Origin of the sequence: Nocardioides sp. CCNWLW239, from assembly GCF_037137035.1 — a bacterium.
In the GTDB taxonomy this organism is placed as follows: Bacteria; Actinomycetota; Actinomycetes; order Propionibacteriales; family Nocardioidaceae; genus Nocardioides.
This window is the reverse complement of sequence record NZ_JBBBNW010000002.1, coordinates 1,143,833-1,168,978: the sequence shown is the minus strand read 5'-3', so window position 1 is coordinate 1,168,978 and position 25,146 is coordinate 1,143,833. Positions and strand designations below refer to the sequence as shown.

Genomic DNA, 25,146 nt, shown 5'->3' with positions numbered 1-25,146 from the left:
CAGATTCTTGCTGCTTTGCGGGTGGTCATCTCGACAAGCTCGATACAACGCTCGACAAGCTCGACCACCGGTGTTCCACCCGATCTGCCGGTCATCTCGACAAGCTCGATCACCGGTGCGTGCCCTGTTTGGCGAGCTCTTTGGCCGCCTCGAGATAGCTCAGCGCGCCCGGCGACCCCGGGTCGTACGTCATCACCGTCTGCCCGAACGACGGCGCTTCGGAGACGCGCACGGCGCGGGGGATGAAGGTGCGCATGACCGTGTCACCGAAGTGCTCGCGGACCTCCTCGGCGACCTGGGAGGCGAGACGGGTGCGGGCGTCGTACATCGTGATCAGCATCGACGACACCCTCAGGGTCGGGTTCAGCGCGGCACGCACCATCTCGACAGTCTTGAGGAGCTGTCCGAGACCCTCCAGCGCGTAGTACTCCGCCTGGATGGGGATCATCACCTCGGTGCTCGCGACGAGCGCATTCACCGTGAGCAGGCCCAGCGACGGCGGGCAGTCGATGAGGACATAGTCCCAGCGGTTCTCCGCGTCGCCGACACGGGGCGACTTCGCGAGGGCCTCCTTCAGGCGCTGCTCGCGGCCGTCCTCCTCGACGAGCTCGACCTCGGCGCCGGCCAGGTCGATGGTCGCCGGTACGAGCTCGAGACCGTCGAGCTTCGGCACGGGCACGACGACGTCCTCGAGCGCGGCTCCTTCGACCAGCACCTCGTACGTCCCCGGGGTCCCCTGGTAGTGGTCCACGTCGAACGCGGTGCAGGCGTTGCCCTGCGGGTCGAGGTCGATGACCAAGACCTTCTGACCGAGCTGGGCCAGGGCCGCGGCGATGTTCACCGTCGAGGTGGTCTTGCCGACGCCGCCCTTCTGGTTGGCGGAGACGATCACGCGCGTGCTCGCCGGGCGAGGCATCGGCGGGCGGTTGCTCGCGACACCGCGCGCCAGGAGCGTGTGCTCGGCAGCAGCGGCCAGCGGCGTCGTCTCCGCGGTGAAGTCGTTCTCGAAGGATGCGATGTCGCCGGCGGTACGGAGCCTGATGGACACCGGCTCGTCGGTTTCACGTGAAACGGCGTTCTGTGGGCTCTCGTCGTCGTACGGCATGTTTCCTCATCCTCTGTCGTCGGTGGTCGAGCTTGTCGAGACCACCCTTAGCGGCGGCGCTTCTTCTTGCGGGATCCGCCCTTCGGGACCGGCGGCCAATCTACCCGTGCGGGATCCGACCAAACCACCCGAACCGCGACAGTTGTCGTCTCCAAAACGCCTACACCGAGCTCCGAGACGGTCGGCGGAGCACATCCCCACTTCTTCAGCACCGAGCCGGCTTCTTCGATCTCCTCTTCGGCGCTCGACCCCTTCATCGCGACGAGCGCGCCCGTGGGGACGACCAACGGCATCGACCAGTCGAGCAGCTTCCCCAGGCCTGCCACCGCGCGCGACGTCACCACGTCGAACCCGAGCTCTCCATGGAAAGCGTCCGCCCTCCCCCGCAGCACCGTGACGTTCTCCAGCGCGAGGTCTTCGGCGACCTCCTCGAGAAAGGTCGTACGCCGCAGCAGCGGCTCGATCAGCGTGATCTGCAGATCTGGACGGGCGATCGCGAGGACCAGCCCGGGGAGACCCGCACCGGAGCCGATGTCCGCCACCGCGACCCCCTCGGGGATCACCTCCCCCAGCACCGCACAGTTGAGGATGTGCCGGTCCCAGAGTCGGGGAACCTCGCGCGGTCCGATCAGACCACGGACGACCCCGGCATCCGCGAGCCAGGCGGCGTACTTCTCCGCAAGCTCCAGACGATCCGCGGGAAAGACCTTCGCCGCCCGAGGGTCGATCTCCCCCACACCCACGCCCTCACGTTCGTCGCCCACCCTCAAACTGTTTCACGTGAAACCCGCAACCGGGAACTCATCGTGCCCACCCGGTGGTCGAGCCTGTCGAGACCACGACTCTCGTGCACCCCAGTGGTCCCCACAAGCTCCCATCCGAACCTCGGTGGTCGAGCCTGTCGAGACCACAACTCCCATCCGCACCACCGTGGTCTCGACAAGCTCGACCACCAAGCAAAACTGTCGGTGCTCCCGCTCATGATGAGGACATGGCCTACACCTACATCCTTCTCTGCGCAGACCGCACCCTCTATGTTGGCAGCACGACCGACCTCGAACGCCGCATGTCCGAGCACCGCGTCGGCCTCGGTTCCGAATACACCCGCCATCGCCTCCCCGTGGAGCTGGTCTGGTACGAGCAGTACGACAACGTCGAGCACGCGTTCAATCGCGAGAAGCAGATCCAGAACTGGAGTCGCGTCAAACGCCTCGCGCTCATCAGAGGGAACCTCGGAGATCTCCCGCGCCTCGCCAACACCTCGACGACCCCACACCCCTGACCCACCCCGGTGGTCGAGCCTGTCGAGACCACCAGGCCCCCACGCACACCCCCGTGGTCTCGACGAGCTCGACCACCGAACGGAACCCGATCGTAAAGGAGTCCTAGAGGCGTGCGGTGCGCTAGAGTCCGCGGGCGGCCACGCGAGATGCAACCGCGTACGCCGCTCGAACGTCTTAGTCGTAGAACGTCGCACTCGCTGTGCGACCCCGCAGCCCGCCCGACCGGGCTACCATCCTTGACCCCACGGAGCTGATGTGAACGTCCGTAGAACGCCGGTGGCGATCTTTCTCACCACCTTCCTTGCCTTGGGATTCTCCCTGGGCTCGATCGCTGCGACCAGCAGCGCCCAGGCAAGTGCCCCGTCGGCTTCTGTCGGACAGATCAGTCTGCACACCGCCTACACCGTTCTCTATGAGAAGGGCTCGACCGGCCTCGGCGTTCGCAAGCTCCAGGCTCGCCTGAAGGAGCGGAACATCTACACCGGCCGGGTCACCGGCACCTACGGCGACAAGACGACCAGCGCCGTCAAGGTCTTCCAGCGCAACCAGCGCCTGGCCATCACCGGCAAGGTTAACCAGCGGACGCTCGACCGTCTCCGTTCGATGACGAGCACGCCGACCGACGCCGCGATGTACAACCTCGACCGGCGCTGCCTCACCGGCCGTGTGCTCTGCGTCGACAAGACCGACCGCCGGATGCGCTACGTACGTGGCGGCAAGATCGTCAAGGCGATGGACGCCCGCTTCGGCTGCAAGGCCAACCCGACCCGGATGGGCGCGTTCAAGGTCTACCGCAAGAGCCGCAACCACGTGTCGTCGATCTACCACACGCCGATGCCCTACGCGATGTTCTTCTCCGGTGGCCAGGCGGTGCACTACTCGGCAGACTTCGCCGCTCGCGGCTACAACGGCTGCTCCCACGGCTGCGTGAACGTTCGGAAGAAGGCCGCCATCGCGTGGGTCTTCGACCAGATCCGCGTGGGTGACCGGGTCGTCGTCTACCGCTCCTGAGGTCCGGTGGTCGAGCTGGTCGAGACCGTCGCTGTTGCGGAGATCGTGGTCTCGACAGGCTCGACCACCACGGCAGGGCGTGGTCTCGACAAGCTCGACCACCGCCCGTTTCACGTGAAACAGACCCACACAAAGAGATCGCCCCTCGTGCCTGCTGGCACGAGGGGCGATCTCTTGTGTCAGTGTCACTCAGGCAGGACGACCACGTAGCGACGCGGCTCGACACCGGAGGACTCGGACGTGAGGCCGGCGGCGGCGACAGCGTCGTGGACGACCTTCCGCTCGAACGGCGACATCGGCTTCAGCGAGACCGGGGCGCCGGACTCCTTGACCTTCTCGACCGTCTCCTCGGCCAGTGCCATGAGCGTCGAGCGACGGTCCGCGCGGTAGCCACCGACGTCGAGCATCAGCCGGGACCGCTCTCCGGTCTCCCGGTAGACCGCGAGACGGGTCAGCTCCTGGAGCGCGTCCAGGACCTCGCCGTGCCGGCCGACGAGCTGGTCCAGCTCGCCACCCACGATCGAGACGGCAGCGCGGTCACCCTCGACGTCCATGTCGAGGTCGCCATCGAGGTCGGCGATGTCGAGGAGCTCCTCGAGGTAGTCCGCCGCGATGTCACCTTCCTGCTCGAGCTGCTTGAGACGCGTCTCGTCGCTGACCGCCTCGACAGGCTCGGTCACGGTCTCGCTCACATCCTGAGTCGTCACTTGGTTCCCCCGTTCTTCTGGGTCGTGGAGCGACCGGTCGTCGTGCCGGCCTTCTTCCGCTGGCTCCTGGTCTGGTTCTTGGGCTGGGTGCGGGTGGCCGGACGCTTCTCGGCCGCCGCCTCGTTGGCCTCGGCGATGTCCGCCTCGGCGTCGGGAAGACCCTTCTTCTTACGCTTGGCCTTGTCCCGCTCCAGCTTGGCGTCGAACGCCGGCGTCCCCGGTGCGGGGTTGTTGCGGATCACGTAGAACTGCTGGCCCATCGTCCACAGGTTGGAGGAGGTCCAGTAGAGGATCGTTCCGATCGGGAACGCGATACCACCGACGGCGAACACCACGGGCAGCACGTAGAGCAGCAGCTTCTGCTGCTGGGCGTACTGTCCGGTCATCGCGTCGGCCGGCATGTTCTTGGTCATCAGCTGACGCTGGGTCAGGAAGGTCGTGGCGATCATCGCCGCGACCAGGAACCCGGTGAGGAAGTACGTGCTGATGTGGTCGGCCGTCGTGAACTGGTCCGAGAGCAGCGAGCCGAGCCAGGTGGAGTTGGCGAACTCGTGTGCGGCCTCGTCGCTCAGGAAGCCCTTGCCGTCGCCGTTCGAGGCGTGCTCGAGCATCCGGAACAGCACGAAGAAGATCGGCATCTGCAGCAGCAGCGGCAGGCAGGACGCGAACGGGTTGGTGCCCGAGTCCTTGTAGAGCTTCATGGTCTCGTTGGCGAGCTTCTCGCGGTCGTGACCGTACTTCTTCTGCAGCTCCTTGACCTTCGGCTGCAGCAACTGCATGTTGCGGCTGGAGTTGATCTGCTTGACGAACAGCGGGATCAGCAGCGCGCGGATGGTCACGGTCAGGCCGACGATGGCCAGCGCCCACTGCCAACCTTCAGACGGGATGACGTACGAGAACGCCTTCTGCCACACGAGCAGAATGCCCGAGATGGCGTAATACAGCGGTGTTGCGATCCATCCGAACAGATCGCCTATGGCTCCCACGGATCAGGCTCCTCGGTTTGGGGGGTCCGCACTGACACGGACTAGGTCTTCAGGGTCTCTCAGATTCTTCGGTGCAGGCACGGGGTCGGAGCCCCGGGTCTTGGCCCAGGGGACACAGCGGGCCAGACGACGCGCCGTCAGCCAGCTCCCGCGCCACGGGCCGTGCGTCTTGACGGCCTCGAGTCCGTACGCCGAGCACGACGGGTAGTAGCGGCACACATCCCCGTACAGCGGGCTGATCAGGGTCCGCCACACGTGGAGCAGCCCGATCAGGACGGCCGCAACCAGATGCTCGAGCTTGTCGAGACCACCACGCACGACGGACCGTCCGGTCACAGCACTCGCTCCAGGCAGCGACGCAGATCCGCACCGAGCTGCTCGTACGTCGACTCGGCAGCAGCAGGAAGCGCACGGACCACAAGCACAGCAGAGCCCGGGAGTCCGCTCAGGGACTCCCGGGCCTGATGACGCAGTCTGCGCTTCACACGATTCCGGACGACGGCCGGACCGACGGCCTTGCTCACCACGAAGCCCACCTGCGGCTCGCTCTCCCGGTCGGCAGCTGAACCGCTGCCGGGGACGAGCAGGTGGACCACCAGGCTCTTCGAGCCCGCGCGCTTGCCCCGTCGTACCGCTTCTTTGAAGCCCGACGAATCGACCAGTCGGTGGCGACGTGGCAGCACGCGCGTGGTGGCTGAGGCCGGGGCCTCAGACGGTCAGGCTCGCGCGACCCTTGCGGCGGCGCGCCGCGAGGATGGCACGGCCGGCGCGGGTGCGCATGCGCAGGCGGAAACCGTGCGTCTTGTGACGGCGGCGGTTGTTCGGCTGGTAAGTACGCTTGCTCACGGGTGCTTCCTTAGTGGTGTGGTGTGGGCCGGTTGCTCTTCCGGCACGATGGGGTCGCCCTCGGTGGTTCCAGGCGGGCCGTTTCAACAAACACCGCCCATCCGCGCCTCGGCGACCAAGGCGTGGACATGCGGCGTCCGTGGATTCGACGGACCTAGCAACGGTACGTGGACGGCGAAACCACGGTCAAACTCGCGCCTTATCACACCCCTGTGATTCCACCTCCACCTGTGGAGGACGGGTTGCCCGTGACCGCCGCCAGCCGGTAACTTCGTCCTCTACCGAGGTTTCCCTGCACAGCGTCAGGAGCGTCGGCCGCATTCGGGGGGATGCCACGCGGGGATCACTATTTCCCACCTGACCTGCCGATACGGTCGGATTCTCGAGAACGGCGACGTGTCTCGGTTGGTCTCCGATGCCTACATTCGGGGATGCTCCACAGCTTGTGGAAAAGTCTGTGGAGGATGTAGACCAGACCGCTGCATCGATCCAGGCTGCATCAATACGACCACCCACCCGAGCCATCAGGGAAGGCAGGAATCTGTGGAGCACTCCGGCCTCGCGCCAGAACCACAGCCAGATCTCCAGTCCGCATGGACGCGGGTGGTGGCCGAGCTTCCGCCGAACCAGCGCGCATGGCTCCGGGACAGCGAGCCGCTCACGCTGCACGGGTCGACCGCGATCGTCGAGGTCCCCAACGACTTCACCCGCAACCAGATCGAGGGCCGCCTGCGCGGCTCCCTGGAGAAGTCGCTGGGCGAGATCTTCCATCGCGAGATCCGCATCGCCGTCACCGTCAACCCCGACCTCGACGTCACCCCGGACCCCGACACCCAGGCGATCATGATCTCCGAGCGGGAGATCGCCGCGGCAGACGCAGCCGCCGCCGCTGCCCTCCAGCAGCAGAACGCCTTCCCCGGCCAGTCGACCTACCCCAGCCCGGGGGCCTACCCGAGCCAGGCGGCGTTCCCGCACCAGTCGGTCTACCCGCCCAGCTCGCCCGGGCTGATCCCCGGGCCCCCGCCGGCGAACCCTCCGCGGGACGAGCCAGAGGCACCTGCCGCGTACTCGGGTCCGCAGGCGCCGATCGCGCCGCCGCCCGGTCAGCCGGCTCCGACGGCGGGACAGGACGACGTACGTCCTGGTTATGACGACATGTCGACAAATCCCCCGGCTCCTCCGGCGGCTCCCGTCGAGGAGCCGGTGCCGCCGCGGCCGCTCCTCCCTGGGCCGCCGACCCGGCCGAGCGAGCCGAACCACAACGTCCTCGAGACCCGGCTGAACCCGAAGTACACCTTCGAGACGTTCGTCATCGGGTCCTCCAACCGGTTCCCGCACGCGGCCGCCGTCGCGGTCAGCGAGGCGCCGGGCAAGGCCTACAACCCGCTGCTCGTCTACGGGGAGTCCGGGCTGGGCAAGACCCACCTCCTGCACGCGATCGGCCACTACGTCCGGAGTCTCTACTCCGGCGCGAAGGTGCGCTACGTCAGCTCGGAGGAGTTCACCAACGAGTTCATCAACGCGATCCGCGACGACCGGCAGGACCGGTTCAAGCGGCGCTACCGCGATGTCGACGTCCTGCTGATCGACGACATCCAGTTCTTGGAGGGGAAGACCCAGACGCAGGAGGAGTTCTTCCACACCTTCAACACGCTCCACAACGCCAACAAGCAGATCGTGCTCACCTCCGACCGTCCGCCCAAGCGCCTCGAGGCGCTCGAGGACCGACTGCGCAACCGGTTCGAGTGGGGTCTGATCACCGACGTCCAGCCGCCCGACATCGAGACCCGCATCGCGATCCTCCGTAAGAAGGCGGCGATGGAGCGGCTCACCGCGCCGCCGGACGTGCTCGAGTTCATCGCGTCGAAGATCCAGACGAACATCCGTGAGCTCGAGGGTGCCCTCATCCGGGTGACGGCGTTCGCCAACCTCAACCGGCAGGACGTCGACCTGACCTTGGCCGAGATCGTGCTCAAGGACCTGATCCCCGAGGGTGGCGAGCCCGAGATCACCGCCGGCCTGATCATCGCCCAGACCGCCGCCTACTTCGGGCTGTCGATCGACGAGCTCACCGGTCCCTCCCGTGGACGCCACCTCGTGATGGCCCGCCAGATCGCCATGTATCTGTGCCGTGAGCTCACCGAAGACTCCCTGCCCAAGATCGGCAAGCACTTCGGCGGCCGCGACCACACCACGGTGATGTACGCCGAGCGCAAGATCAACCAGCTCCTCGCCGAGCGCCGGGCCGTCTTCAACCAGGTCTCCGAGCTCACCAACCGCGTCAAGATGCAGGCGCGCCAGGCCTAGGCCCAGACGTACGCAAGCAGCGACCCACGGTGGTCGAGCTTGTCGAGACCACCCCGTGAGTCACGGTCGGGTGCTCTCGACAGGCTCGACCACCGCTTCTTTGCGTGGTCTCGAGGGGCTCGACCACCGGCGCTTCGCTGCACCTCCAGAGCGTCGTCCACAGGTGTCTCGTCCGGGTTGTGGGATTTCGAAAACCCACACACCGAGATTTCCCGAGGTTCTCCCAAGGTTCTCCACAGCCCACAGGTTGGGCGGAACCTGTGGAGAACCGACCGTTCAAATGGGATGGAAAAGGGGATGGCCTGTGCACAAAACACGAAGACGTGCCCACAACCGTCCACAGCCCACAGTGACGTGCGTCATTTCAGCAGGACGTCCACACCCCCTGTGGAATCACATTTCATGCGATGACCAGCGCAGACGCCACTCATCCACATTTCCCACAGATGCTGTTACGACGTACGAAACTATTTACTCCACGGATCCTCGGTGAAATTCCACGAACGCCCTTCCCTGGGGACAACCCGCTCGGCACTCGAGAGTGCACGGGACGCCCTGTGCAGAGCCGTCGGGCCCTAGCGCTTACCGGTTGTCGGCGGTCCGTGGCAGGATGCGTACTCCAGGTCATGTCAACGCGGGGGCGTTCCGGAACCGGTGGCGTCTCCCCTCGAGGTTCAAGCAACAGCCCGGACCGCATGTCCTCCAACGCCCCGATGTCGAGTGAGAAGAAGGACAGGTCATCGTGAAGTTCCGCGTCGACCGCGACGTGTTCGCGGATGCCGTCGCCTGGGCTGCCCGCAGCCTCCCGGTTCGGCCCAGCACTCCGGTGCTCTCCGGCCTCCTGATCGAGGCGGGTCACGAGGGCCTCATGCTCTCGACCTTCGACTACGAGACCTCTGCGCGGGCGACGCTCTCGGCAGAGGTCGCCGACGAGGGCAAGGCACTGGTCTCGGGCAAGCTGCTCGCCGACATCTGCCGCAGCCTTCCGGCCAAGCCGGTCGAGATGGTCACCGACGGCTCCCGCGTCTCGCTCACCTGTGGGAGCGCGCGGTTCAGCCTGCAGACCATGCCGGTCGAGGACTACCCGACGCTGCCGGAGATGCCGACCGCCGCCGGCACGGTGAAGTCGGAACTGTTCGCGCACGCCGTCGCCCAGGCTGTGACCGCGGCCGGCCGCGACGACATGCTCCCGGTGCTGACCGGTGTGCGGCTCGAGATCGAGGGCTCCACGATCTCGCTGCTCGCGACCGACCGCTTCCGGCTCTCCCACCGTGAGCTCGAGTGGAACCCGGCGACTCCCGACGAGAGCCTGGCCGCCCTGGTGCCGGCGAAGGTGCTCGGTGACACCGCCAAGTCGCTGACCAGCGGCAGCGAGGTCACCCTCGCGCTGTCCACCACCGGCACCGGCGAAGGCATCATCGGCTTCGAGGGTGCGGCCGCGGGCGGCGTACGTCGCACCACGACACGTCTGCTCGACGGTGAGTTCCCGAAGGTGCGCAGCCTGTTCCCGGCCGAGCACCTCACCACCGCGCTCGTCGACAAGGCCTCCCTGATCGAGTCGGTCAAGCGGGTCGCCCTGGTCGCCGAGCGCAACACCGCGGTCCAGATGGTCTTCGAGGACGGCGTGCTCACCCTCGACGCCGGCTCCGGCGACGAGGCCCAGGCGTCCGAGTCGATCGAGGCCACCATGGAGGGTGAGGGTCTGACCACCGGGTTCAACCCACAGTTCCTCCTCGACGGGCTGCAGGCCATCGACCAGCAGGTCGTCGAACTCGCGTTCACCCAGGCCCCGAAGCCCGTGGTGATCAGCGGCAAGCCCGCCGAGGGTGGCGAAGAACCGGGCTTCCGCTACCTGCTGATGCCGCGGCGACTGCTCTCCTGATTTCTGTCGCTCGTAGGGTGGTCTCAACAAGCTCGACCATCGGATAAGGAACCTTGCATGGACATCGGACTCGTCGGTCTCGGCAAGATGGGTGGCAACATGCGCACCCGCCTGCGGGAGGCCGGTCACACCGTCGTCGGATACGACCGCAATCCTGACCTCGCCGACGTGGCGAGTCTGGCGGAGATGGTCGAGGCGCTGCCCAGCCCGAAGGTTGTCTGGGTGATGGTGCCGGCGGGTGACCCGACCCGCTCCACGATCGCCGAGCTCAAGGAGCTCCTCGGTGAGGGCGACCTCGTCGTCGACGGCGGAAACTCGAAATACACCGACGACGCCAAGAACGCCGAGAGCCTCGCGGAGAAGGGCATCGGCTTCGTCGACTGCGGTGTCTCCGGCGGTGTCTGGGGTCTCCAGAACGGCTACGCCCTGATGTACGGCGGCTCCGTGGAGGACGCCGCCAAGGTGATGCCGGCCTTCGAGGCGCTCAAGCCGTCGGGCACCGAGGACGGCCTGGTCCACTGCGGCACCACCCCCGGCGCCGGCCACTTCTCCAAGATGGTCCACAACGGCATCGAGTACGCGATGATGCAGGCCTACGCCGAGGGCTGGGAGCTCCTCGACAAGGTCGACATCGTCGACAACGTCCCGGAGATCTTCGCGTCGTGGCGCACTGGAACCGTCGTACGTTCCTGGCTGCTGGATCTTCTCGTCGACCAGCTCCGCGCCGACGAGCACCTCGACAAGATCAAGGGCTACGCGGACGACTCGGGCGAGGGTCGGTGGACCGTCGAGGCCGCGATCGAGAACGCCGTCCCGATGCCCGCGATCTCGGCCTCGCTCTTCGCGCGGTTCGTGTCGCGGCAGGAGGACGACCACGCGATGAAGGCGATCGCGGCGATGCGCAACGGGTTCGGTGGGCACGCGGTGATCTCTGAGTCGGAGGCCTGAGCCTCGGAGCGGTGGTCTCGACAAGCTCGACCACCGGCTCGACCACCTAGATGGCGGGGATTGCTCCGATCAGGGTGAGGAGCAGACGGACGGTGCCGTAGGCGAGGAAGAGCGCGAAGGCACCGAGGACGACCCGGTTCCGGACAAGCTTGTCCAGGTCGGTGGGACGCCTGCCGGCGAGCCGGGCGCGGACCGAGACGACGGCCAGGACGATGACGCCCAGGACGAGCAACGGCCCGAACCAGTTGCTTGCCAGCGACGAGCCGAGGTCGCCGTGCATCAGGTAGACCCACGACCGGGTCAAGCCACAGCCGGGACAGGGAAGTCCGGTGAGGAGACGGAACGGGCAGAGCACCGGCCCGTCCTCGATGCCGCCGGCCGGCAGGAGCGTCGCGATCGCGATCCCGCCGAGGCCGATCGCGGCGGTGACCTCCGAGGAGCTCACCGCCGCGAAGCGCTGACGCAGGTCAGGCGAGGGGTTTGCCGTCGACATCCGGGAACTTTCGCACGATGACGAGGATGATGTCGACGATCGTCCAGATCCCGAAGCCGCCACAGGTGATCAGCTTGAGGACGCCGAGGCCGATCTGGCCGACGTAGAACCGGTCGACGCCGAGCGAACCCAGGAAGATCGAGAACAGCAGGGTGAGGAGCCATTCCCGGCTGGAGAAGACGCCCGGGATCTGTTTCACGGGAAACCATTGCTGGTCGGTGCCGAGGCTGGCCGGGGTGTCCGACTTGATCTGGCCGGCAGCTGCCATCTGGGACAGCTGCTGGACCGGGTAGGGCCCGTGGACCTGGCCCATCACCGACAGGTAGAAGGGCCCGGCCGGTGCGCCATGGGCGGGTTGCCCTGGAGGCGGGCCGTACGGGTTGGGAGACTGGGTCATGCAGGCACCCTAACGAGAGAGGAAACTCCATGTACGTCGCACACCTCTCTCTCCACGACTTCCGCTCCTACCCGAACGTCGAGGTCCCGCTCGATGCGGGCGTGACGGCCTTCGTCGGGCGGAACGGCCAGGGCAAGACCAATCTGGTCGAGGCGATCGACTATCTCTCCCGCCTGCAGTCCCACCGGGTCGCCACCGATGCCCCGCTGGTCCGGGCCGGCGCCGAGCAGGCCGTCGTGCGTGCCGCCGTCGTGCGGGACGGCCGTACGGCGACGCTCGAGGTGGAGATCAACGCCGGCCGTGCCAACAAGGCCCGGATCAACAAGAGCCCGCTCCCCCGCACCCGCGACCTGGTCGGTCTGGTCCGCACCGTGGTCTTCTCGCCAGAGGACCTGACCCTCGTCAAGGGCGACCCCTCCGACCGGCGGCGCTTCCTCGACGACCTGATGATCCTGCGTACGCCGCGGCTGGCAGGGGTACGCAGCGACTACGACCGCGTCCTCAAGCAGCGCAACTCGCTGCTCAAGACCGCCGGCCTCGCGCGCGGTTCCGCCCGCGAGGGTGCGCTCGCCACCCTGGCCGTCTGGGACGACCATCTGGCCAGCATCGGAGCCGAGATCCTCGCCCAGCGGCTCGCGCTGGTCGATGCGCTCAAGCCGTACGTCGGCAAGGCCTACGAGACCGTCGCCCGCGGCGCGAGCCGGGATGACGCCGAGATCACCTACAAGTCGGTGGTCGAGCCTGTCGAGACCACCACCCCGAGCGTGGATACCCTCCGCCAGGCAATCCTCGAGGAGCTGGCACGACGCCAGAAGGACGAGCTCGACCGTGGCATCAGCCTCGTCGGCCCCCACCGCGACGACCTGCTCCTCCACATCAGCGCCGGAGCCGAGCGGCTCCCGGTCAAGGGCTACGCCAGCCACGGTGAGTCCTGGTCGTTCGCGCTGGCGCTCCGGTTGGCGGCGTACGACCTGCTGCGGGCCGACGGCGACGACCCGATCCTGATCCTGGACGACGTCTTCGCCGAGCTCGACAGTCAGCGCCGGGTCCAGCTGGCCGAGCTGGTCGCCGACGCGGAGCAGGTCCTGGTCACCGCCGCGGTCCCCGAGGACGTACCCGCCGCTCTCGCCGGCGCCCGCTACCACGTCAAGGCCGGCGAGGTGACCCACGGTGAGTGATCAGGACCCGGTGGTCGAGCCTGTCGAGACCACCTCCGAAGACGACGAGCCAGAAAAGCGCCCCGACGGCCTCGACCTCGCCCGCTCCCTGACCCGGGCGACGGCCAACATGCCTGCACCCAAGGCGACGATGAGAAAGAAGCGGCGTACGCCGGACAGCGCCACCCGCCGCGGCACCGTCTCCGGCGCCCGACCCGACGATCGCGACCCTCAGCTGATCGACTCCGTGGTGAGCAGGATGGTCAACGACCACGGCTGGGACACCTCGCTGCGCGTCCATGGCGTGATGGCCCGCTGGCCCGACATCGTCGGCGAGGAGATCGCGGACCACACCACCCCCGAGTCGTACGCCGACGGCAAGCTGTCCGTACGCACCGACTCGACGGCATGGGCGACCCAGCTCAAGCTGCTGGCGCCGAATCTGGTCAAGCGACTCAACGAGGAGCTGGGTCACGGGACCGTCCTCGTCATCGAGGTCCTCGGACCTCACCTGCCCTCGTGGAAGAAGGGCCCGCGCGGCCTCCGGGACGGCCGCGGACCACGCGACACGTACGGCTGACGACCTGCCATCAGCGGAGCGTGAACATGTGTTCGAGGCTCCGTCCGTGTGTCCCGATCTGCCGCTCTGGGCGCCCCGAGAACGTATAGGGACTCACCCAGCCCCCTGCTGAGCGCGCAGAGACACCATCAGAAGACGCACAGACGCTCATTTCGAGCACAGTTCCCCCTCAGGACTGGCCGCGTGCGTGGAATCCGGGGTTCTACGGGGTAATATAGGGATTGGGTCGATCGTCCTAGGTTTCACCTCCACGGCGCTGATCGACCCGTTGCATGCCCGACCGACACCATGTCCGATTCCGGACCGAAATGACAGGTGGATCGCACCGGTGACCGCTGCCGACCAGACGACTCCCATGCCGGACGACAAGACCGCAGACGGAGTCGAGTACGACGCGTCTGCCATCCAGGTTCTCGAAGGACTCGAAGCGGTCCGCAAACGACCGGGTATGTACATCGGCTCGACGGGAGCCCGTGGCCTGCACCACCTGATCTGGGAGATCGTGGACAACGCGGTCGACGAGGCGCTCGCCGGCTACTGCGACACCATCAAGGTGACGCTGCGCGAGGACGGCTGGGTGAGCGTCGCCGACAACGGCCGAGGCATCCCGACCGACACCGCGGCCGGCCAGGAGATCCCGGCCGCGACCCTGGCGCTGACCGTGCTGCACGCCGGCGGCAAGTTCGGCGGTGGCGGCTACAAGGTCTCCGGCGGTCTGCACGGCGTCGGCTCCTCGGTGGTGAACGCGCTCTCGACCAACCTCCACATGGAGATCAAGAACCGGGGCCGGCTGTGGGAGCAGGAGTTCACCCGCGGCGTACCCGACTACGACCTTCGCGAGGTTCGTGAGCTCGAGGAGGGCGAGCGCACCGGCACCACGATCTCGTGGAACGCCAGCGCCGACATCTTCGAGTCGACCGACTACAACCTCGAGACGATCTCGAGCCACTTCCGTGAGACCGCGTTCCTCAACAAGGGGCTGCGGATCGAGCTGCGCGACGAGCGGCCGCAGGCCTCGGCGATCGCCGAGGCGGTCGAGGACGGCACCGTCGAGCAGGACACCGACGGCGCCGACGAGCTGCACAGCTCCGGCAACGGCGAGCGGGTCCTGGAGCAGTCCTTCTACTACGAGCGCGGCCTGGCCGACTACGTCGACCACCTCAACAAGCGCAAGACCCCGGTCTCCAGCATCATCGCCTTCGAGACCGAGACCGACGACAAGGCGCCCAACCCGATGAGCGTCGAGATCGCGATGCAGTGGCAGGCGTCTTCCTACAACGAGTCGGTCCACACCTTCGCCAACACGGTCAACACCCCGGGCGGCGGCACCCACGAAGAGGGTTTCCGGGCCGCGCTCACCACCCTGATCAACCGCTGGGGCGAGGAGTGGGGTCTGATCAAGAAGAAGGAGGACCGGCTCACCGGTGACGACATCCGTGAGGGTCTCACCGCGATCATCTCGGTGAAGATCGGCGAGCCGCAGTTCGAGGGCCAGACCAAGGACAAGCTCGGCAACACCGAGGTCAAGGGCTTCGTGCAGGGCGCGGTCAACGACCAGCTCGGCGCCTGGCTGGAGCAGAACCCGGCCGAGGGCAAGGAGGTCATCCGCAAGTCGATGGCTGCCGCCTCGGCCCGGATCGCGGCTCGCAAGGCCCGTGACCTCGCCCGCAACCGCAAGGGCATCGGTGGCGGTGGCGGCCTGCCCGGCAAGCTCGCCGACTGCCAGTCGACCAACCCCGAAGAGTGCGAGATCTTCATCGTCGAGGGTGACTCCGCCGGTGGCTCGGCCAAGTCCGGTCGCGACCCGCGCATCCAGGCGATCCTCCCGATCCGAGGCAAGATCCTCAACGTCGAGAAGGCCCGGATCGACAAGGTGCTCGCCAACCAGGAGGTCCAGTCGATCATCTCGGCGCTGGGCACCGGTGTGCACGACGACTTCGACATCAACCGGCTCCGCTACCACAAGATCGTGATGATGGCCGACGCCGACGTCGACGGCCACCACATCAACACGCTGCTGCTGACGCTGCTGTTCCGGTTCATGAAGCCGCTGATCGAGCAGGGCTACGTCTACCTCGCCCAGCCGCCGCTCTACCGGCTGCGCTGGAACAAGCCGGCCGAGCACGAGTTCGTCTACTCCGACGCCGAGCGTGACGCGCTCATGCGCGACGGCCTCGAGCAGGGCAAGAAGCTGCCCAAGGAGAACCCGGTCCAGCGCTACAAGGGTCTGGGCGAGATGAACGCCGACGAGCTGTGGGAGACCACGATGGACCCGTCGCAGCGACTGCTGCTGCAGGTCACCCTCGAGGACGCTGCCCACGCCGACGAGATCTTCTCCATCCTGATGGGTGAGGACGTCGCCGAGCGACGCTCCTTCATCCAGCGCAATGCCAAGGACGTCCGATTCCTCGACATCTGAGGAGTGACGAGCGCAGCGAGGAGCCCCGCAATGATGTCGATATGGCCGAGTTATCTGAGTCTCGCTGAGGCCCTAGATACCGATAGACGCACGCAGAAAGTGAAATCGTGACCGAGACTCCTCCGGAAGGCTCCGGGCAGACCGCTGCCGGTGGCCGGATCGAGACCGTCGAGCTGCAGGCCTCCATGCAGTCGAGCTACATCGACTACGCGATGGCGGTCATCGTCGGCCGCGCGTTGCCTGACGTACGTGACGGCCTCAAGCCCGTCCACCGGCGCGTCCTCTACGCGATGTACGACGGTGGCTACCGCCCCGACCGCGGGTTCTCCAAGTGCGCCCGTGTCGTCGGTGAGGTGATGGGTAACTATCACCCCCACGGTGACACCGCGATCTACGACACCCTGGTCCGGCTGGCGCAGCCGTGGGTGATGCGCAACCCGCTGATCCACGGCCAGGGCAACTTCGGTTCGCCCGGTAACGACCCGGCTGCGGCCATGCGTTACACCGAGTGCCGGATGGCGCCGCTGGCGCTGGAGATGGTCCGCGACATCACCGAGGACACCGTCGACTTCGGCCCCAACTACGACGGCCGCTCCCAGGAGCCGGCCATCCTGCCGGCGCGGTTCCCCAACCTGCTGGTCAACGGCTCGGCCGGCATCGCGGTCGGTATGGCGACCAACATCCCGCCGCACAACCTGCGTGAGGTCGCCTCCGGCGCCAAGTGGGCACTCGAGCACCCCGACGCGACGCGCGAGGAGCTCCAGGACGCGCTGCTCGAGCGGGTCAAGGGCCCCGACTTCCCCAACGGCGCGCTGATCGTCGGCCGCGAGGGCATCGAGCAGGCCTACCGCACCGGCCGCGGCTCGATCACCCAGCGTGCGGTCATTGAGGTCGACGAGGACGCCAAGGGTCGCACCAACCTGGTGATCACCGAGCTCCCCTACATGGTGAACCCGGACAACCTCGCCCAGAAGATCGCCGACCTCGCCGACACCGGCAAGGTGCAGGGCATCGCGGACGTCAAGGACAACACGTCCTCCCGCACCGGTCAGCAGCTCGTGGTCGTGCTCAAGCGCGATGCGGTCGCCCGGGTCGTACTCAACAACCTGCTCAAGCACACCGAGCTGCAGACCAACTTCTCCGCCAACATGCTGGCGCTGGTCGACGGTGTGCCGCGCACGCTCTCGATCGACCAGTTCATCTCCAACTGGGTCGAGCACCAGATCGACGTCATCCGGAGGCGTACGGCATTCCGGCTGCGCAAGGCCGAGGAGGACGCCCACATCTGGCGCGGCCTCGTCAAGGCGCTCGACCAGCTCGACGCCGTCATCGCGCTGATCCGCTCCTCCCCCGAGGTCGACGACGCCCGTCAGGGCCTGATCCGCCTGCTCGACATCGACGAGGTCCAGGCCAACGCGATCCTCGACATGCAGCTGCGTCGCCTGGCGGCGCTGGAGCGGCAGAAGATCGTCGACCGTCTGGCCGAGCTCGAGCGGATCATCGCCGACCTCGAGGACATCCTCGCCAACGTGACGCGCCAGCGGCAGATCGTCATGGACGAGCTCGACGAGATCGTCGAGAAATACGGCGACGACCGCCGCACCCAGATCATCGCGGCCGACGGGGATCTCTCCATGGAGGACCTCATCCCCGACGAGGAGCTGGTCGTCTCGATCACCCGCGGCGGCTACGCCAAGCGCACCCTGGCGAACGAATACCGCACCCAGAAGCGCGGTGGGAAGGGCGTACGCGGCGCCACGCTGCGCGGCGACGACGTGGTCGAGCACTTCATCTCGACCACCAACCACCACTGGCTGCTCTTCTTCACCACCGCCGGCCGGGTCTACCGGATCAAGGCCTACAACCTGCCCGAGGCGGCACGTGACGCCAAGGGCGGTCACGTGGCCGGGCTGCTCTCGTTCCAGCCGGACGAGTCGATCGCCCAGGTGCTCGCGATCCGCGACTACGAGCAGGCGCCCTACCTCGTGCTGGCCACCCGCTCCGGTCTGATCAAGAAGACCCGCCTCGGTGACTACAACTCGCCCCGTCAGGCCGGCGTCATCGCGATCAACTTCCGCGAGGACGACGACGAGCTGATCGGCGCCGAGCTGGTCAACTCCGAGGACGACATCCTGCTGGTCTCCCGCAAGGGCCAGGCGATCCGGTTCCGTGCCGACGACAACCAGCTGCGGCCGATGGGCCGGGCGACCTCGGGCGTCACCGGCATGAAGTTCCGGGAGAACGACTCGCTGCTGTCGATGTCGGTCATCCGGGCCGAGCACGTCGCCGCCGAGATCGCGGCCGGGCTCTCCGAGGCCAACGAGGACACCGCGGACGTGGCCGCTCCGGTCTCCGGCGCCGAGTCGCCGGAGGAGGTCAAGGAGCAGTTCGTCTTCACCATCACGGACGGCGGTTTCGCGAAGCGTACGAAGATCTCCGAATACCGGCTGCAGTCCCGCGGCGGTCTGGGCATCAAGACGATGGCCCTGGCCAACGCCGACCGCGGCGGCCTGGTGGGTGCGTTCATCGTGGTCGACGGCGACGAGATCCTCTCGATCACCGCGACCGGCCAGGTCGTACGCAGCCCGATCAACTCCGACTTCCGGGCGACCGGGCGCTCCACCCAGGGCGTCAAGTTCGTCTCGCCGAAGAAGGGTGACTCGGTCGCCGTCGTGGCCCGTTCCGTCGAGGCCCGCGAGGTCGACGATGAAGCCGTCACCGGGACAGAGGTTGCAGATGATGTAACAATCGGTGCAGACGGCGAGCACGGAGCGTCGTCCGAGTCGACCACGGAAGATGAATCCTGATGACGGACCGCACTACCGACAGCAAGACTGGAGGAGTCGCGATGACCGAGCGGAACGAGACCGCGCAGCCGGTGACCCAACGGATCACGGACACGGTGGCCAACGCGGCCAGTGAGTTCAAGCGTTCGACCTCGGCAGCCGCCTCCGCGGTGGCCTCGACCGCCCGCACCTCCGGCCCGGCAGGCGCGGAGCGGGCGGCGGCCGGCGGGTCGGCGCGTCGGGCTCGGCTGAGCCTCAGCCGCATCGACCCGTGGTCGGTCATGAAGATGGCCTTCCTGCTCTCGATCGCGCTCAGCGTCGTGGTGATCGTCGCCGTCTTCGTCATCTGGTCGGTGCTCGGCGCCGCCGGTGTCTGGGACGCGATCAACCAGGCCGTGCAGGACGTCGTCGGTGACTCCAGCGCCGGCTGGAACGTGCAGGACTACCTCGGCCTCGCCCGTGTCATGGGCTTCACCATGGTCGTCTCGGTAGTCAACATCGTCCTGATGACCGCCGTCGCCACCCTGGCCGCGTTCCTCTACAACATGGCCGCCGCGCTGCTGGGCGGCGTCGAGGTAGAGCTCACCGAGAACTGAGCCACACCCGAATCTGCAACCTGGGGAGGGTTGTCCGAACACTGTTCGGACAACCCTCCCCAGGTTCATTCATCGATGCGGCAATTCTCGCCACAGGTCCGTACTTTCCCGGTCCATCCGTTTCTGGTGAGGATCCTGCCTACGCGGACAGCCGTCAGGCACGGTGTGCCGAAGACCTGATGGAACCGCAGCCGGGCGGTGATCGTGCCCAGATCCGCCAGGTCGTCCAACGAGCGGTCCGCGTCTCGGCCCTGGTCGCGCCAGGAGTCATGGCCGAGCGCACCATCGAGCTCGACCACCAATGCGTACGTCACGTACTCGACGTCGCGGCACTGGCTGCCTGCGACCGTCACCCGCTGTGACTGCCGCCGGCCCGGGGGCAGACCGAGGACGGACGCGACGGAGCTCGTTGCGGCGTACGGCCCTCTCGATGTCGATCCTGCTGAGGCCGCCGGCAACGAGCTGGGTATGGCTCGCAACGCCGTCCTGCATCCGCCTCCGCGCCTCGAGCATCCTCGCCGCGTCCTCGCGCGCAAAGACCGCCCTTGTCACCGTTTTGGTTCCGCGGGCGGCGGCCGGGTAATGTTTCCTCTCGCCTGCTGGTGGGGCTTCCACCCCCAGTTGGCGCCTGCGCTTATAGCTCAGACGGTTAGAGCACCACACTGATAATGTGGGGGTCGGAGGTTCAAGTCCTCCTAAGCGCACAGCACTCGCCCTGGACTCCGGTTCGGGGCGTTTCTGCATGTCAGGCACCCTTTTCCTCCTTGCCGTCCTTGCTGTCTGCAGTCGCCTTCGACTCCCTGTCATGGCGCCTAGAAGCCTTCGAGGTAAGCGAGAGGTAAGCGACCTTCGCCGCAGCGTCCCAGAGGTTCTGGTCGATCAGGTGCCCGTAGAGGTCCATCGTCATGGTCGCGGAGGAGTGCCCAAGGATGCGCTGCACTACCTTCGGGTCGGCACCGGCACCCAGCCAGACCGAGGCGCAGGTGTGCCGGAGATCGTGAACGCGGAAGCCATTACGGCCGATCTTGCGAAGCGCCGCAGACCACCCGATCGACCGCTTCCAGTTGCGCTCATGGAGCGGGCTGCCGCCAGGCCGAGCGAGCGGACCGCTACCCGTACGGGGAGCGGTGAAGATCCAGTCATCCGGCCCCTTCCCCTCGCACCAACGATCAATGATCGGCACGATGTCATCGACCAGGGGAACCGTCCGCGCCCGGTGGCCCTTCAAGGTCTCCTCGTACAACTCGCCGGTGTCGCTGTTCGCCAGGACTGCGCGCTGTAGCCGGAGGCCCCTGCCGGGGACATACACACGGTCGCGGAGCTGGAGCCCTGCCACCTCCCCCCAACGCATGCCGCCGAGAGCAAGCACCTTCACCAGGTCGGCGTATGGGTTCGGGATCGGATCGCCATGCGGGCTGAGTCGGCCCGTCGGCGTGCCCTTGTCATTGGTCGGCACCGCACACTCGGAGACGAGCGCGTCCACCTCCGCGACGGTCAGATACTGGCCCTCGCGCTTAGCCTGTCCAGCGGTCGGAGCTTTGACCTCCTTTGCGACATTGGTAGAAACGCGCCGGTCCTCCTTGGCGTAGTCGAGCAGCGATCGGAAGGTGGCCAACTTCCGGGCAACCGTGGTCGGCTTGAGACCAGAGGCCGCGAGTCCACCGACCCACCGGGACACGTCGGAGGAAGTGATCGAGCCGACCGGGACCTTGCCGAACGTCGGTTCGATGTTCCTCCGCCAATTGCGGGCATCTTCCCGGCCGCTGCTCTGCTTCAACCGGCCCAGCGACTCCAGCCAGTGATCCGCGACGTCACTGAGCGGCACCTGACCCCGGCGAGGGTCGAACCAGTCCCCCAGGCGCAACTTCCGCACCTGCTCGTCGTGCCAGGCCTCGGCATCCTTCTTACGGTCGAAGGTCAGGGACGCGACCTGGCGGCCCTTGTGGAAGACGCGAGCGTTGTACTTCTTCTTGCCCGAGGCGGTCTTACGGGTCTCCACGGTCATCAGGCCGCCGCCTCTCGCTGCGAATCGATCCAAGCGTCGAGGTCGGCCGAATCCCAGACCAGGCGTCGTCCAATCTTGATCGCCGGAGCGAAGCGGCCTTCCTGTCGAAGCCAACGAACGGTCAACACGGTGACTCGGCAGTACTCCGCGACCTCATCGATGGTCAGCAGAGCCCGCCCGCTGCCTACTTCCTTGATCATCACTGCTTTCCTCTCATCGTGTGGTGTTCTTCGTCTGGGCCTTCCACTGGTCGTACTCCCGGGCGCGGGCAGCGGCCGCGAGAGCGAGGGCTTCGTCGCCGGGGGTGGGCCAGCCGATGCCGTCGAAGGTCCAGTTGCCGATGACGAGGGTTGTTTCCTCGTCGGCCAGCAGCCAGGCTTCGAGTTCGCCGAGGTCGAGCAGGGTGGCGCGGGCTTGCTCGTTGTGCTCGGCAGCGGCTCGGAGTTCGGCGTAGCGTGCGCGTGCTCGGCGGAGCCGTCCGAGGCTGATGGAGTAGCGGCGCGACTTTGTGGAGAAGTGGCCCCGGAACCCGAGCATGTGAGCCCACTTGCCGAGCAGGTCATACGGGTTGATCGGGTCCGACTCCTTGGCATCGGCCTTCTTCGCGCCGTTCTTGAGCGCGTAGTGCTTCATGGCACGCATGGCCAGGTGGTGACAGCGAGCGCTCATCGCGGCCAGGTGTGGCCGTTGGGTGTCGGCGGAGCGGATCGAGTTGGCGTCTTTGGTGGCGTACTTGGCCAGGTAGCCCGCGACCTGTTCAGGGACAAGGGGACTGTCGGGGTCGTCGGTGCGGTGCCCGTCGCGGACCACGCGGATATCGAGTTGCTTTCCCCAGCGCAGCAGCCGGGCGACATCGTTGTTGTCGATGGGTGGGGCCTCGAGCTTCGTTGCGACGGCGGCGTGCTCGACGAGGCCGGCCAGTGCGTGACCGTCGAGCGGGGCCGGCGAACCGGGACCATCAGGACCGTCGAGCCGGATGAGGGCGTGGAAGTGGACCAAGCCGCGGGCTTGGTATTCGGCGACCTTGGCGAACTGCACCGCGGCGTGCTTCTTGAGCCGGGACTCTGTGACACCCAGTGCCCGGGCGAGAGCGCGGCGGAGTTCGATGGTCAGGCGTCGCCACAACTCGGGGGCGTGCCACTGCCAGACGATCGCGGAGTCGGTGTCGTGGCACTCGGGGCAGAACGGCGCGCCAACGATCGAGCCGTCTTCGTTGTGGCGTGCCATGCAGGACACGGGCCGACCGTGCTCGCAGCGAGAGCCCCGGTCACGGTTGCGGGGGCGGCAGCGGGTGCCGTTCTTGTGGTGGGAGTGGACCAGGCCGAACCCGGGCGCGGTGAAGGTAGCGAACAGCAGCGGGTTGTCTGCCACGGTGGCCGGGATGGTCTTCCCGCCGACGAGACCAGCGTTGATCATGGCGAAGGTGTCGCGGGCATACGTCCTCGAGCAGGCCGGGCAGACCTCGGCGCGGCGGTTGCCGCAGGGCCGGAACAGGACCCCGAGCGGAGCATTCGCGGACGCGTAGGTGCCGACGAGATCCCCGCTAGCGAGGTCGTAGGTTTCCGAGGATCCGGTCAGCCGGATCGGGTGAGCGCAGTTTCCGACCGAGGCGAGGGACTCGGCGAAGGCGTCGAAGGAGCCCTCACGCCACCGAGCCACCATCGAGGCAGCCTGCTCAGACGTGAGCCCGGACAGATCCAGCGGCGCATCCTCCCCGTACCCAGGGAAGGACCCCCGAGCCGGAGACGATGCGTCACTGTGGATGCCCGGTGCATCCAGGGTCGAGACAGTCACGCGGCACCACCCAGAGCCAGAGCGGTGAGAGTGGGGTTGAGCGTGATGCCACCCCAGCCGGGGCAGCCAGGGGCGCAGCGTCGCCAGTAGTGGCCGCAGTCCAGGAACATCGGGCAGCCGTACTCGTCGAGCAGGCACACCGGCACGGCGTTGGTTGTGGTCTTGGTACTCACGCCGCACCGTCCAGGGCCGGGGCGTCGAGGTCGCCGAAGACTTCCTCGATCACGTCGCCGAGGATGAGCGGGAGTTCGAGCTGCTCCCCCAGGACCGGCTTGGAGCCGTTGATCAGGGGCACGACCTGGTCGCGGTCGGTCCCGGCCCACATGCCACCAGAAACCCGTTCTTCGAGGGCGTAGGAGTTGCAGGCGGAACGGACGGGCACCCGTCGCATGTGGCCCGCATGACCTCGACCACGACCAGCGGAAGATCCACGGTGTCGGTCGTCCAGGGCATGCCCCGGTTCTCCGGTGAGGCGCAGGCCGCTTGGTTCATCCATGTCGAGGTGCTCATCGGTCGCTCCCGTTCAGCGAGAGCGGCATCCCCGAGGCGTCGACGGCATCCGGGATGGTCACCAGGTCAGGGGTCGCGGGGTAGAGCGAGGCCAACTGACGGATGAGTTCATCGGGCCAGTAGTCGGCCCGGATGCGGTCGGTGGAGCCATCCTCGTCGATGATCCAGGCCGTGCCCTGGGCAGCCTTGAGGATGCGGTGTGCGGCTGCCTGGGTGGCCATGCCGTCCCCGAGGACCATGTTGGTCTCCATCGCGGAGCGGACCCTCAGGGCGATGGTCTGCGTGAAGAGACCGCGCATGTCGATGACCTCTTTACGGGGGTCCTGGACGAACGCGCACACCACGACACCCACCGCGCGACCGATCGAGAGAAGCCGTTTGAGGAGCCGCTCGGCCTCCTTCTTGATCTCCGGGTCGGCGTACGCGGTCAGCGACGCGAGTTCGTCGATGACGAGCAGGTAGAGCGGGTCACCCGGGCCCGGTTTGTGGTTGCGAGAGATGCCCTGCAGTGCTTCGGTGCGCTGGTCTGCGATGGAGACGAACTCGCGCAGCATCTCCACGGCCTGCTCACCCTTGACGGCGATCTTGGTGAACAGCGGAGCGCCCATCATCAACTCCATGCCGCCCTTGAGGTCGATCCCGTAGGCCCGCACGGCGTCGACCGCGATAGCTGGGGACAGTGAGCCGACGATGCCCCACAGGAACGAGCCCTTGCCGGCACCCGAGGCACCCACTACGAGGGTGTGTCGCTGCTCGATCTGCAGGTGGAACGGCTTGCCGTTCTGTCGGCGACCGAGCAGGACCGTTTCGGTCTGCATCCGAGGCTCGGGCATCTGAGCAGTAGCCGGCTTGGTGATGAGGTCGCGCATTACGAGCTCGAACATCACCGTCGACCCGGGACGACACTTGGCTGGATAGACCCGGTAGGAGTCGGCCTGATAGGTCGCGGCGAGTTTGGGGGCGAAGGCTTCGAGGTCGGCCAGGGCTTGACCGCGACGAGTCCGGACCTTGAGCGTGACCGAGTGGGTCGAGGTGATGACCCTCTTGAGGCGAGGGTCCCTCCACTTCTCGATGGACTCTTCCCCGACGCCCAGGCGTTTCACACGCTTGGTCCGGCGCTTGGAGAGACCCGCCTCACGGGCCAGGGACTTCCAGGTGAACCGGAAGACCAACCACCACACGGCGCGGCGGGCCACCATGCCCAGCCAGACCAGGGCCGCGAGGGTCGGTTGACGAGTGGCCGGGAGCGCGATCAGGGCCGCGAGGGCCAGGGCGACGAGGCCGCCGAGGCTGTAGATGAGTGTTTCGTTCATGACTTGCTGCCTTTCCAGAGT

Annotated in this window: 26 protein-coding genes and 1 tRNA gene; 12 read left to right on the top strand and 15 right to left on the bottom strand. The window is 67.0% G+C overall.

What is annotated here, in order from left to right:
* Positions 1 to 109: 109 nt before the first annotated feature.
* Both WBG06_RS11390 and rsmG read right to left on the bottom strand, forming a co-directional pair.
* Entirely contained in the window at positions 110 to 916 is an 807-nt protein-coding gene (locus WBG06_RS11390; protein ID WP_442945457.1) for a ParA family protein, read from the bottom strand.
* A 236-nt stretch (positions 917 to 1,152) separates the two neighbouring features.
* Positions 1,153 to 1,869 carry a 16S rRNA (guanine(527)-N(7))-methyltransferase RsmG gene (rsmG, locus tag WBG06_RS11385; protein WP_336736797.1) on the bottom strand — a complete coding sequence of 239 codons (717 nt, stop codon included), beginning with the start codon at positions 1,867 to 1,869 and terminating at the stop codon, positions 1,153 to 1,155.
* A 227-nt stretch (positions 1,870 to 2,096) separates the two neighbouring features.
* Between rsmG and WBG06_RS11380 the strand changes: the two genes are divergently transcribed.
* Both WBG06_RS11380 and WBG06_RS11375 read left to right on the top strand, forming a co-directional pair.
* The gene (locus tag WBG06_RS11380) at positions 2,097 to 2,387 is read left to right on the top strand and encodes a GIY-YIG nuclease family protein (RefSeq protein ID WP_336736795.1); all 291 of its coding nucleotides are present in this window, start codon (positions 2,097 to 2,099) and stop codon (positions 2,385 to 2,387) included.
* A gap of 256 nt (positions 2,388 to 2,643) precedes the next feature.
* Positions 2,644 to 3,399, top strand: coding sequence for a L,D-transpeptidase family protein (locus WBG06_RS11375; protein ID WP_336736794.1), 756 nt, complete (start codon positions 2,644 to 2,646; stop codon positions 3,397 to 3,399).
* A 185-nt stretch (positions 3,400 to 3,584) separates the two neighbouring features.
* Here WBG06_RS11375 and WBG06_RS11370 read toward each other — a convergent pair whose 3' ends face one another.
* Genes WBG06_RS11370 through rpmH form a run of 5 tightly spaced genes read right to left on the bottom strand, consistent with a single transcriptional unit; the run spans position 3,585 to position 5,938 of the window.
* On the bottom strand, positions 3,585 to 4,091 hold the full coding sequence (locus tag WBG06_RS11370) for a Jag family protein (protein WP_336736792.1): 507 nt from the start codon (positions 4,089 to 4,091) through the stop codon (positions 3,585 to 3,587).
* Positions 4,092 to 4,102: 11 nt separating this feature from the next.
* Entirely contained in the window at positions 4,103 to 5,092 is a 990-nt protein-coding gene (yidC, locus tag WBG06_RS11365) for a membrane protein insertase YidC (protein WP_336736790.1), read from the bottom strand.
* Between the two features lie 3 nt (positions 5,093 to 5,095).
* Positions 5,096 to 5,410, bottom strand: coding sequence for a membrane protein insertion efficiency factor YidD (gene yidD, locus WBG06_RS11360; RefSeq protein ID WP_336736944.1), 315 nt, complete (start codon positions 5,408 to 5,410; stop codon positions 5,096 to 5,098).
* Between the two features lie 14 nt (positions 5,411 to 5,424).
* Complete coding sequence (gene rnpA / locus WBG06_RS11355; protein WP_336736788.1) at positions 5,425 to 5,775, bottom strand: ribonuclease P protein component; 351 nt, start codon at positions 5,773 to 5,775, stop codon at positions 5,425 to 5,427.
* A 25-nt stretch (positions 5,776 to 5,800) separates the two neighbouring features.
* Positions 5,801 to 5,938: a 50S ribosomal protein L34 gene (gene rpmH, locus WBG06_RS11350; RefSeq protein ID WP_008355531.1), complete on the bottom strand. Its 138-nt coding sequence runs from the start codon at positions 5,936 to 5,938 to the stop codon at positions 5,801 to 5,803.
* 396 nt (positions 5,939 to 6,334) lie between these two features.
* Here rpmH and dnaA point away from each other — a divergent pair, with 396 nt between their 5' ends.
* The 3 genes from dnaA (at position 6,335) to gnd (ending at position 11,075) form a co-directional block, all read left to right on the top strand.
* Positions 6,335 to 8,245 carry a chromosomal replication initiator protein DnaA gene (gene dnaA / locus WBG06_RS11345; RefSeq protein WP_442945453.1) on the top strand — a complete coding sequence of 637 codons (1,911 nt, stop codon included), beginning with the start codon at positions 6,335 to 6,337 and terminating at the stop codon, positions 8,243 to 8,245.
* 742 nt (positions 8,246 to 8,987) lie between these two features.
* A complete protein-coding gene (dnaN, locus tag WBG06_RS11340; RefSeq protein WP_336736783.1) occupies positions 8,988 to 10,127 on the top strand; it encodes a DNA polymerase III subunit beta in 1,140 nt (379 codons plus the stop codon).
* 3 nt (positions 10,128 to 10,130) lie between these two features.
* The gene (gene gnd, locus WBG06_RS11335) at positions 10,131 to 11,075 is read left to right on the top strand and encodes a phosphogluconate dehydrogenase (NAD(+)-dependent, decarboxylating) (protein WP_336736942.1); all 945 of its coding nucleotides are present in this window, start codon (positions 10,131 to 10,133) and stop codon (positions 11,073 to 11,075) included.
* Between the two features lie 46 nt (positions 11,076 to 11,121).
* Here gnd and WBG06_RS11330 read toward each other — a convergent pair whose 3' ends face one another.
* Both WBG06_RS11330 and WBG06_RS11325 read right to left on the bottom strand, forming a co-directional pair.
* The gene (locus WBG06_RS11330) at positions 11,122 to 11,568 is read right to left on the bottom strand and encodes a DUF2752 domain-containing protein (RefSeq protein ID WP_336736782.1); all 447 of its coding nucleotides are present in this window, start codon (positions 11,566 to 11,568) and stop codon (positions 11,122 to 11,124) included.
* Positions 11,543 to 11,965: an NINE protein gene (locus tag WBG06_RS11325; protein ID WP_336736781.1), complete on the bottom strand. Its 423-nt coding sequence runs from the start codon at positions 11,963 to 11,965 to the stop codon at positions 11,543 to 11,545. Before WBG06_RS11325 ends, WBG06_RS11330 begins: the two co-directional genes overlap by 26 nt.
* A gap of 29 nt (positions 11,966 to 11,994) precedes the next feature.
* Here WBG06_RS11325 and recF point away from each other — a divergent pair, with 29 nt between their 5' ends.
* The 7 genes from recF to WBG06_RS11290 all read left to right on the top strand — a co-directional run bounded on the left by recF (position 11,995) and on the right by WBG06_RS11290 (position 20,207).
* On the top strand, positions 11,995 to 13,143 hold the full coding sequence (gene recF, locus WBG06_RS11320; RefSeq protein ID WP_336736779.1) for a DNA replication/repair protein RecF: 1,149 nt from the start codon (positions 11,995 to 11,997) through the stop codon (positions 13,141 to 13,143).
* Positions 13,136 to 13,702 carry a DUF721 domain-containing protein gene (locus tag WBG06_RS11315; protein ID WP_336736777.1) on the top strand — a complete coding sequence of 189 codons (567 nt, stop codon included), beginning with the start codon at positions 13,136 to 13,138 and terminating at the stop codon, positions 13,700 to 13,702. The genes recF and WBG06_RS11315 overlap by 8 nt, the downstream gene beginning before the upstream one ends.
* 355 nt (positions 13,703 to 14,057) lie before the next feature.
* On the top strand, positions 14,058 to 16,121 hold the full coding sequence (gyrB, locus tag WBG06_RS11310) for a DNA topoisomerase (ATP-hydrolyzing) subunit B (RefSeq protein WP_336736941.1): 2,064 nt from the start codon (positions 14,058 to 14,060) through the stop codon (positions 16,119 to 16,121).
* A 107-nt stretch (positions 16,122 to 16,228) separates the two neighbouring features.
* On the top strand, positions 16,229 to 18,928 hold the full coding sequence (gyrA, locus tag WBG06_RS11305; protein ID WP_336736775.1) for a DNA gyrase subunit A: 2,700 nt from the start codon (positions 16,229 to 16,231) through the stop codon (positions 18,926 to 18,928).
* A 41-nt stretch (positions 18,929 to 18,969) separates the two neighbouring features.
* A complete protein-coding gene (locus WBG06_RS11300) occupies positions 18,970 to 19,503 on the top strand; it encodes a DUF3566 domain-containing protein (RefSeq protein ID WP_336736773.1) in 534 nt (177 codons plus the stop codon).
* Between the two features lie 179 nt (positions 19,504 to 19,682).
* Positions 19,683 to 19,865, top strand: coding sequence for a hypothetical protein (locus WBG06_RS11295; RefSeq protein WP_336736771.1), 183 nt, complete (start codon positions 19,683 to 19,685; stop codon positions 19,863 to 19,865).
* A 268-nt stretch (positions 19,866 to 20,133) separates the two neighbouring features.
* Positions 20,134 to 20,207 (top strand) — tRNA-Ile (locus tag WBG06_RS11290).
* 41 nt (positions 20,208 to 20,248) lie between these two features.
* Here the strand turns inward: WBG06_RS11290 and WBG06_RS11285 are convergent.
* From WBG06_RS11285 to WBG06_RS11260, 6 genes are all read right to left on the bottom strand, one after another.
* Positions 20,249 to 21,508: a tyrosine-type recombinase/integrase gene (locus WBG06_RS11285; protein ID WP_336736769.1), complete on the bottom strand. Its 1,260-nt coding sequence runs from the start codon at positions 21,506 to 21,508 to the stop codon at positions 20,249 to 20,251.
* Complete coding sequence (locus tag WBG06_RS11280) at positions 21,508 to 21,708, bottom strand: helix-turn-helix transcriptional regulator (RefSeq protein ID WP_336736768.1); 201 nt, start codon at positions 21,706 to 21,708, stop codon at positions 21,508 to 21,510. Before WBG06_RS11280 ends, WBG06_RS11285 begins: the two co-directional genes overlap by 1 nt.
* 13 nt (positions 21,709 to 21,721) lie before the next feature.
* Positions 21,722 to 23,170 (bottom strand): replication initiator, encoded by a 1,449-nt coding sequence (locus WBG06_RS11275; protein ID WP_336736766.1) that lies wholly within the window; start codon positions 23,168 to 23,170, stop codon positions 21,722 to 21,724.
* A gap of 128 nt (positions 23,171 to 23,298) precedes the next feature.
* Positions 23,299 to 23,475: a hypothetical protein gene (locus WBG06_RS11270; RefSeq protein ID WP_336736764.1), complete on the bottom strand. Its 177-nt coding sequence runs from the start codon at positions 23,473 to 23,475 to the stop codon at positions 23,299 to 23,301.
* On the bottom strand, positions 23,472 to 23,693 hold the full coding sequence (locus WBG06_RS11265; RefSeq protein WP_336736763.1) for a hypothetical protein: 222 nt from the start codon (positions 23,691 to 23,693) through the stop codon (positions 23,472 to 23,474). Before WBG06_RS11265 ends, WBG06_RS11270 begins: the two co-directional genes overlap by 4 nt.
* A gap of 115 nt (positions 23,694 to 23,808) precedes the next feature.
* The gene (locus WBG06_RS11260) at positions 23,809 to 25,125 is read right to left on the bottom strand and encodes an FtsK/SpoIIIE domain-containing protein (protein ID WP_336736761.1); all 1,317 of its coding nucleotides are present in this window, start codon (positions 25,123 to 25,125) and stop codon (positions 23,809 to 23,811) included.
* Positions 25,126 to 25,146 lie beyond the last annotated feature (21 nt).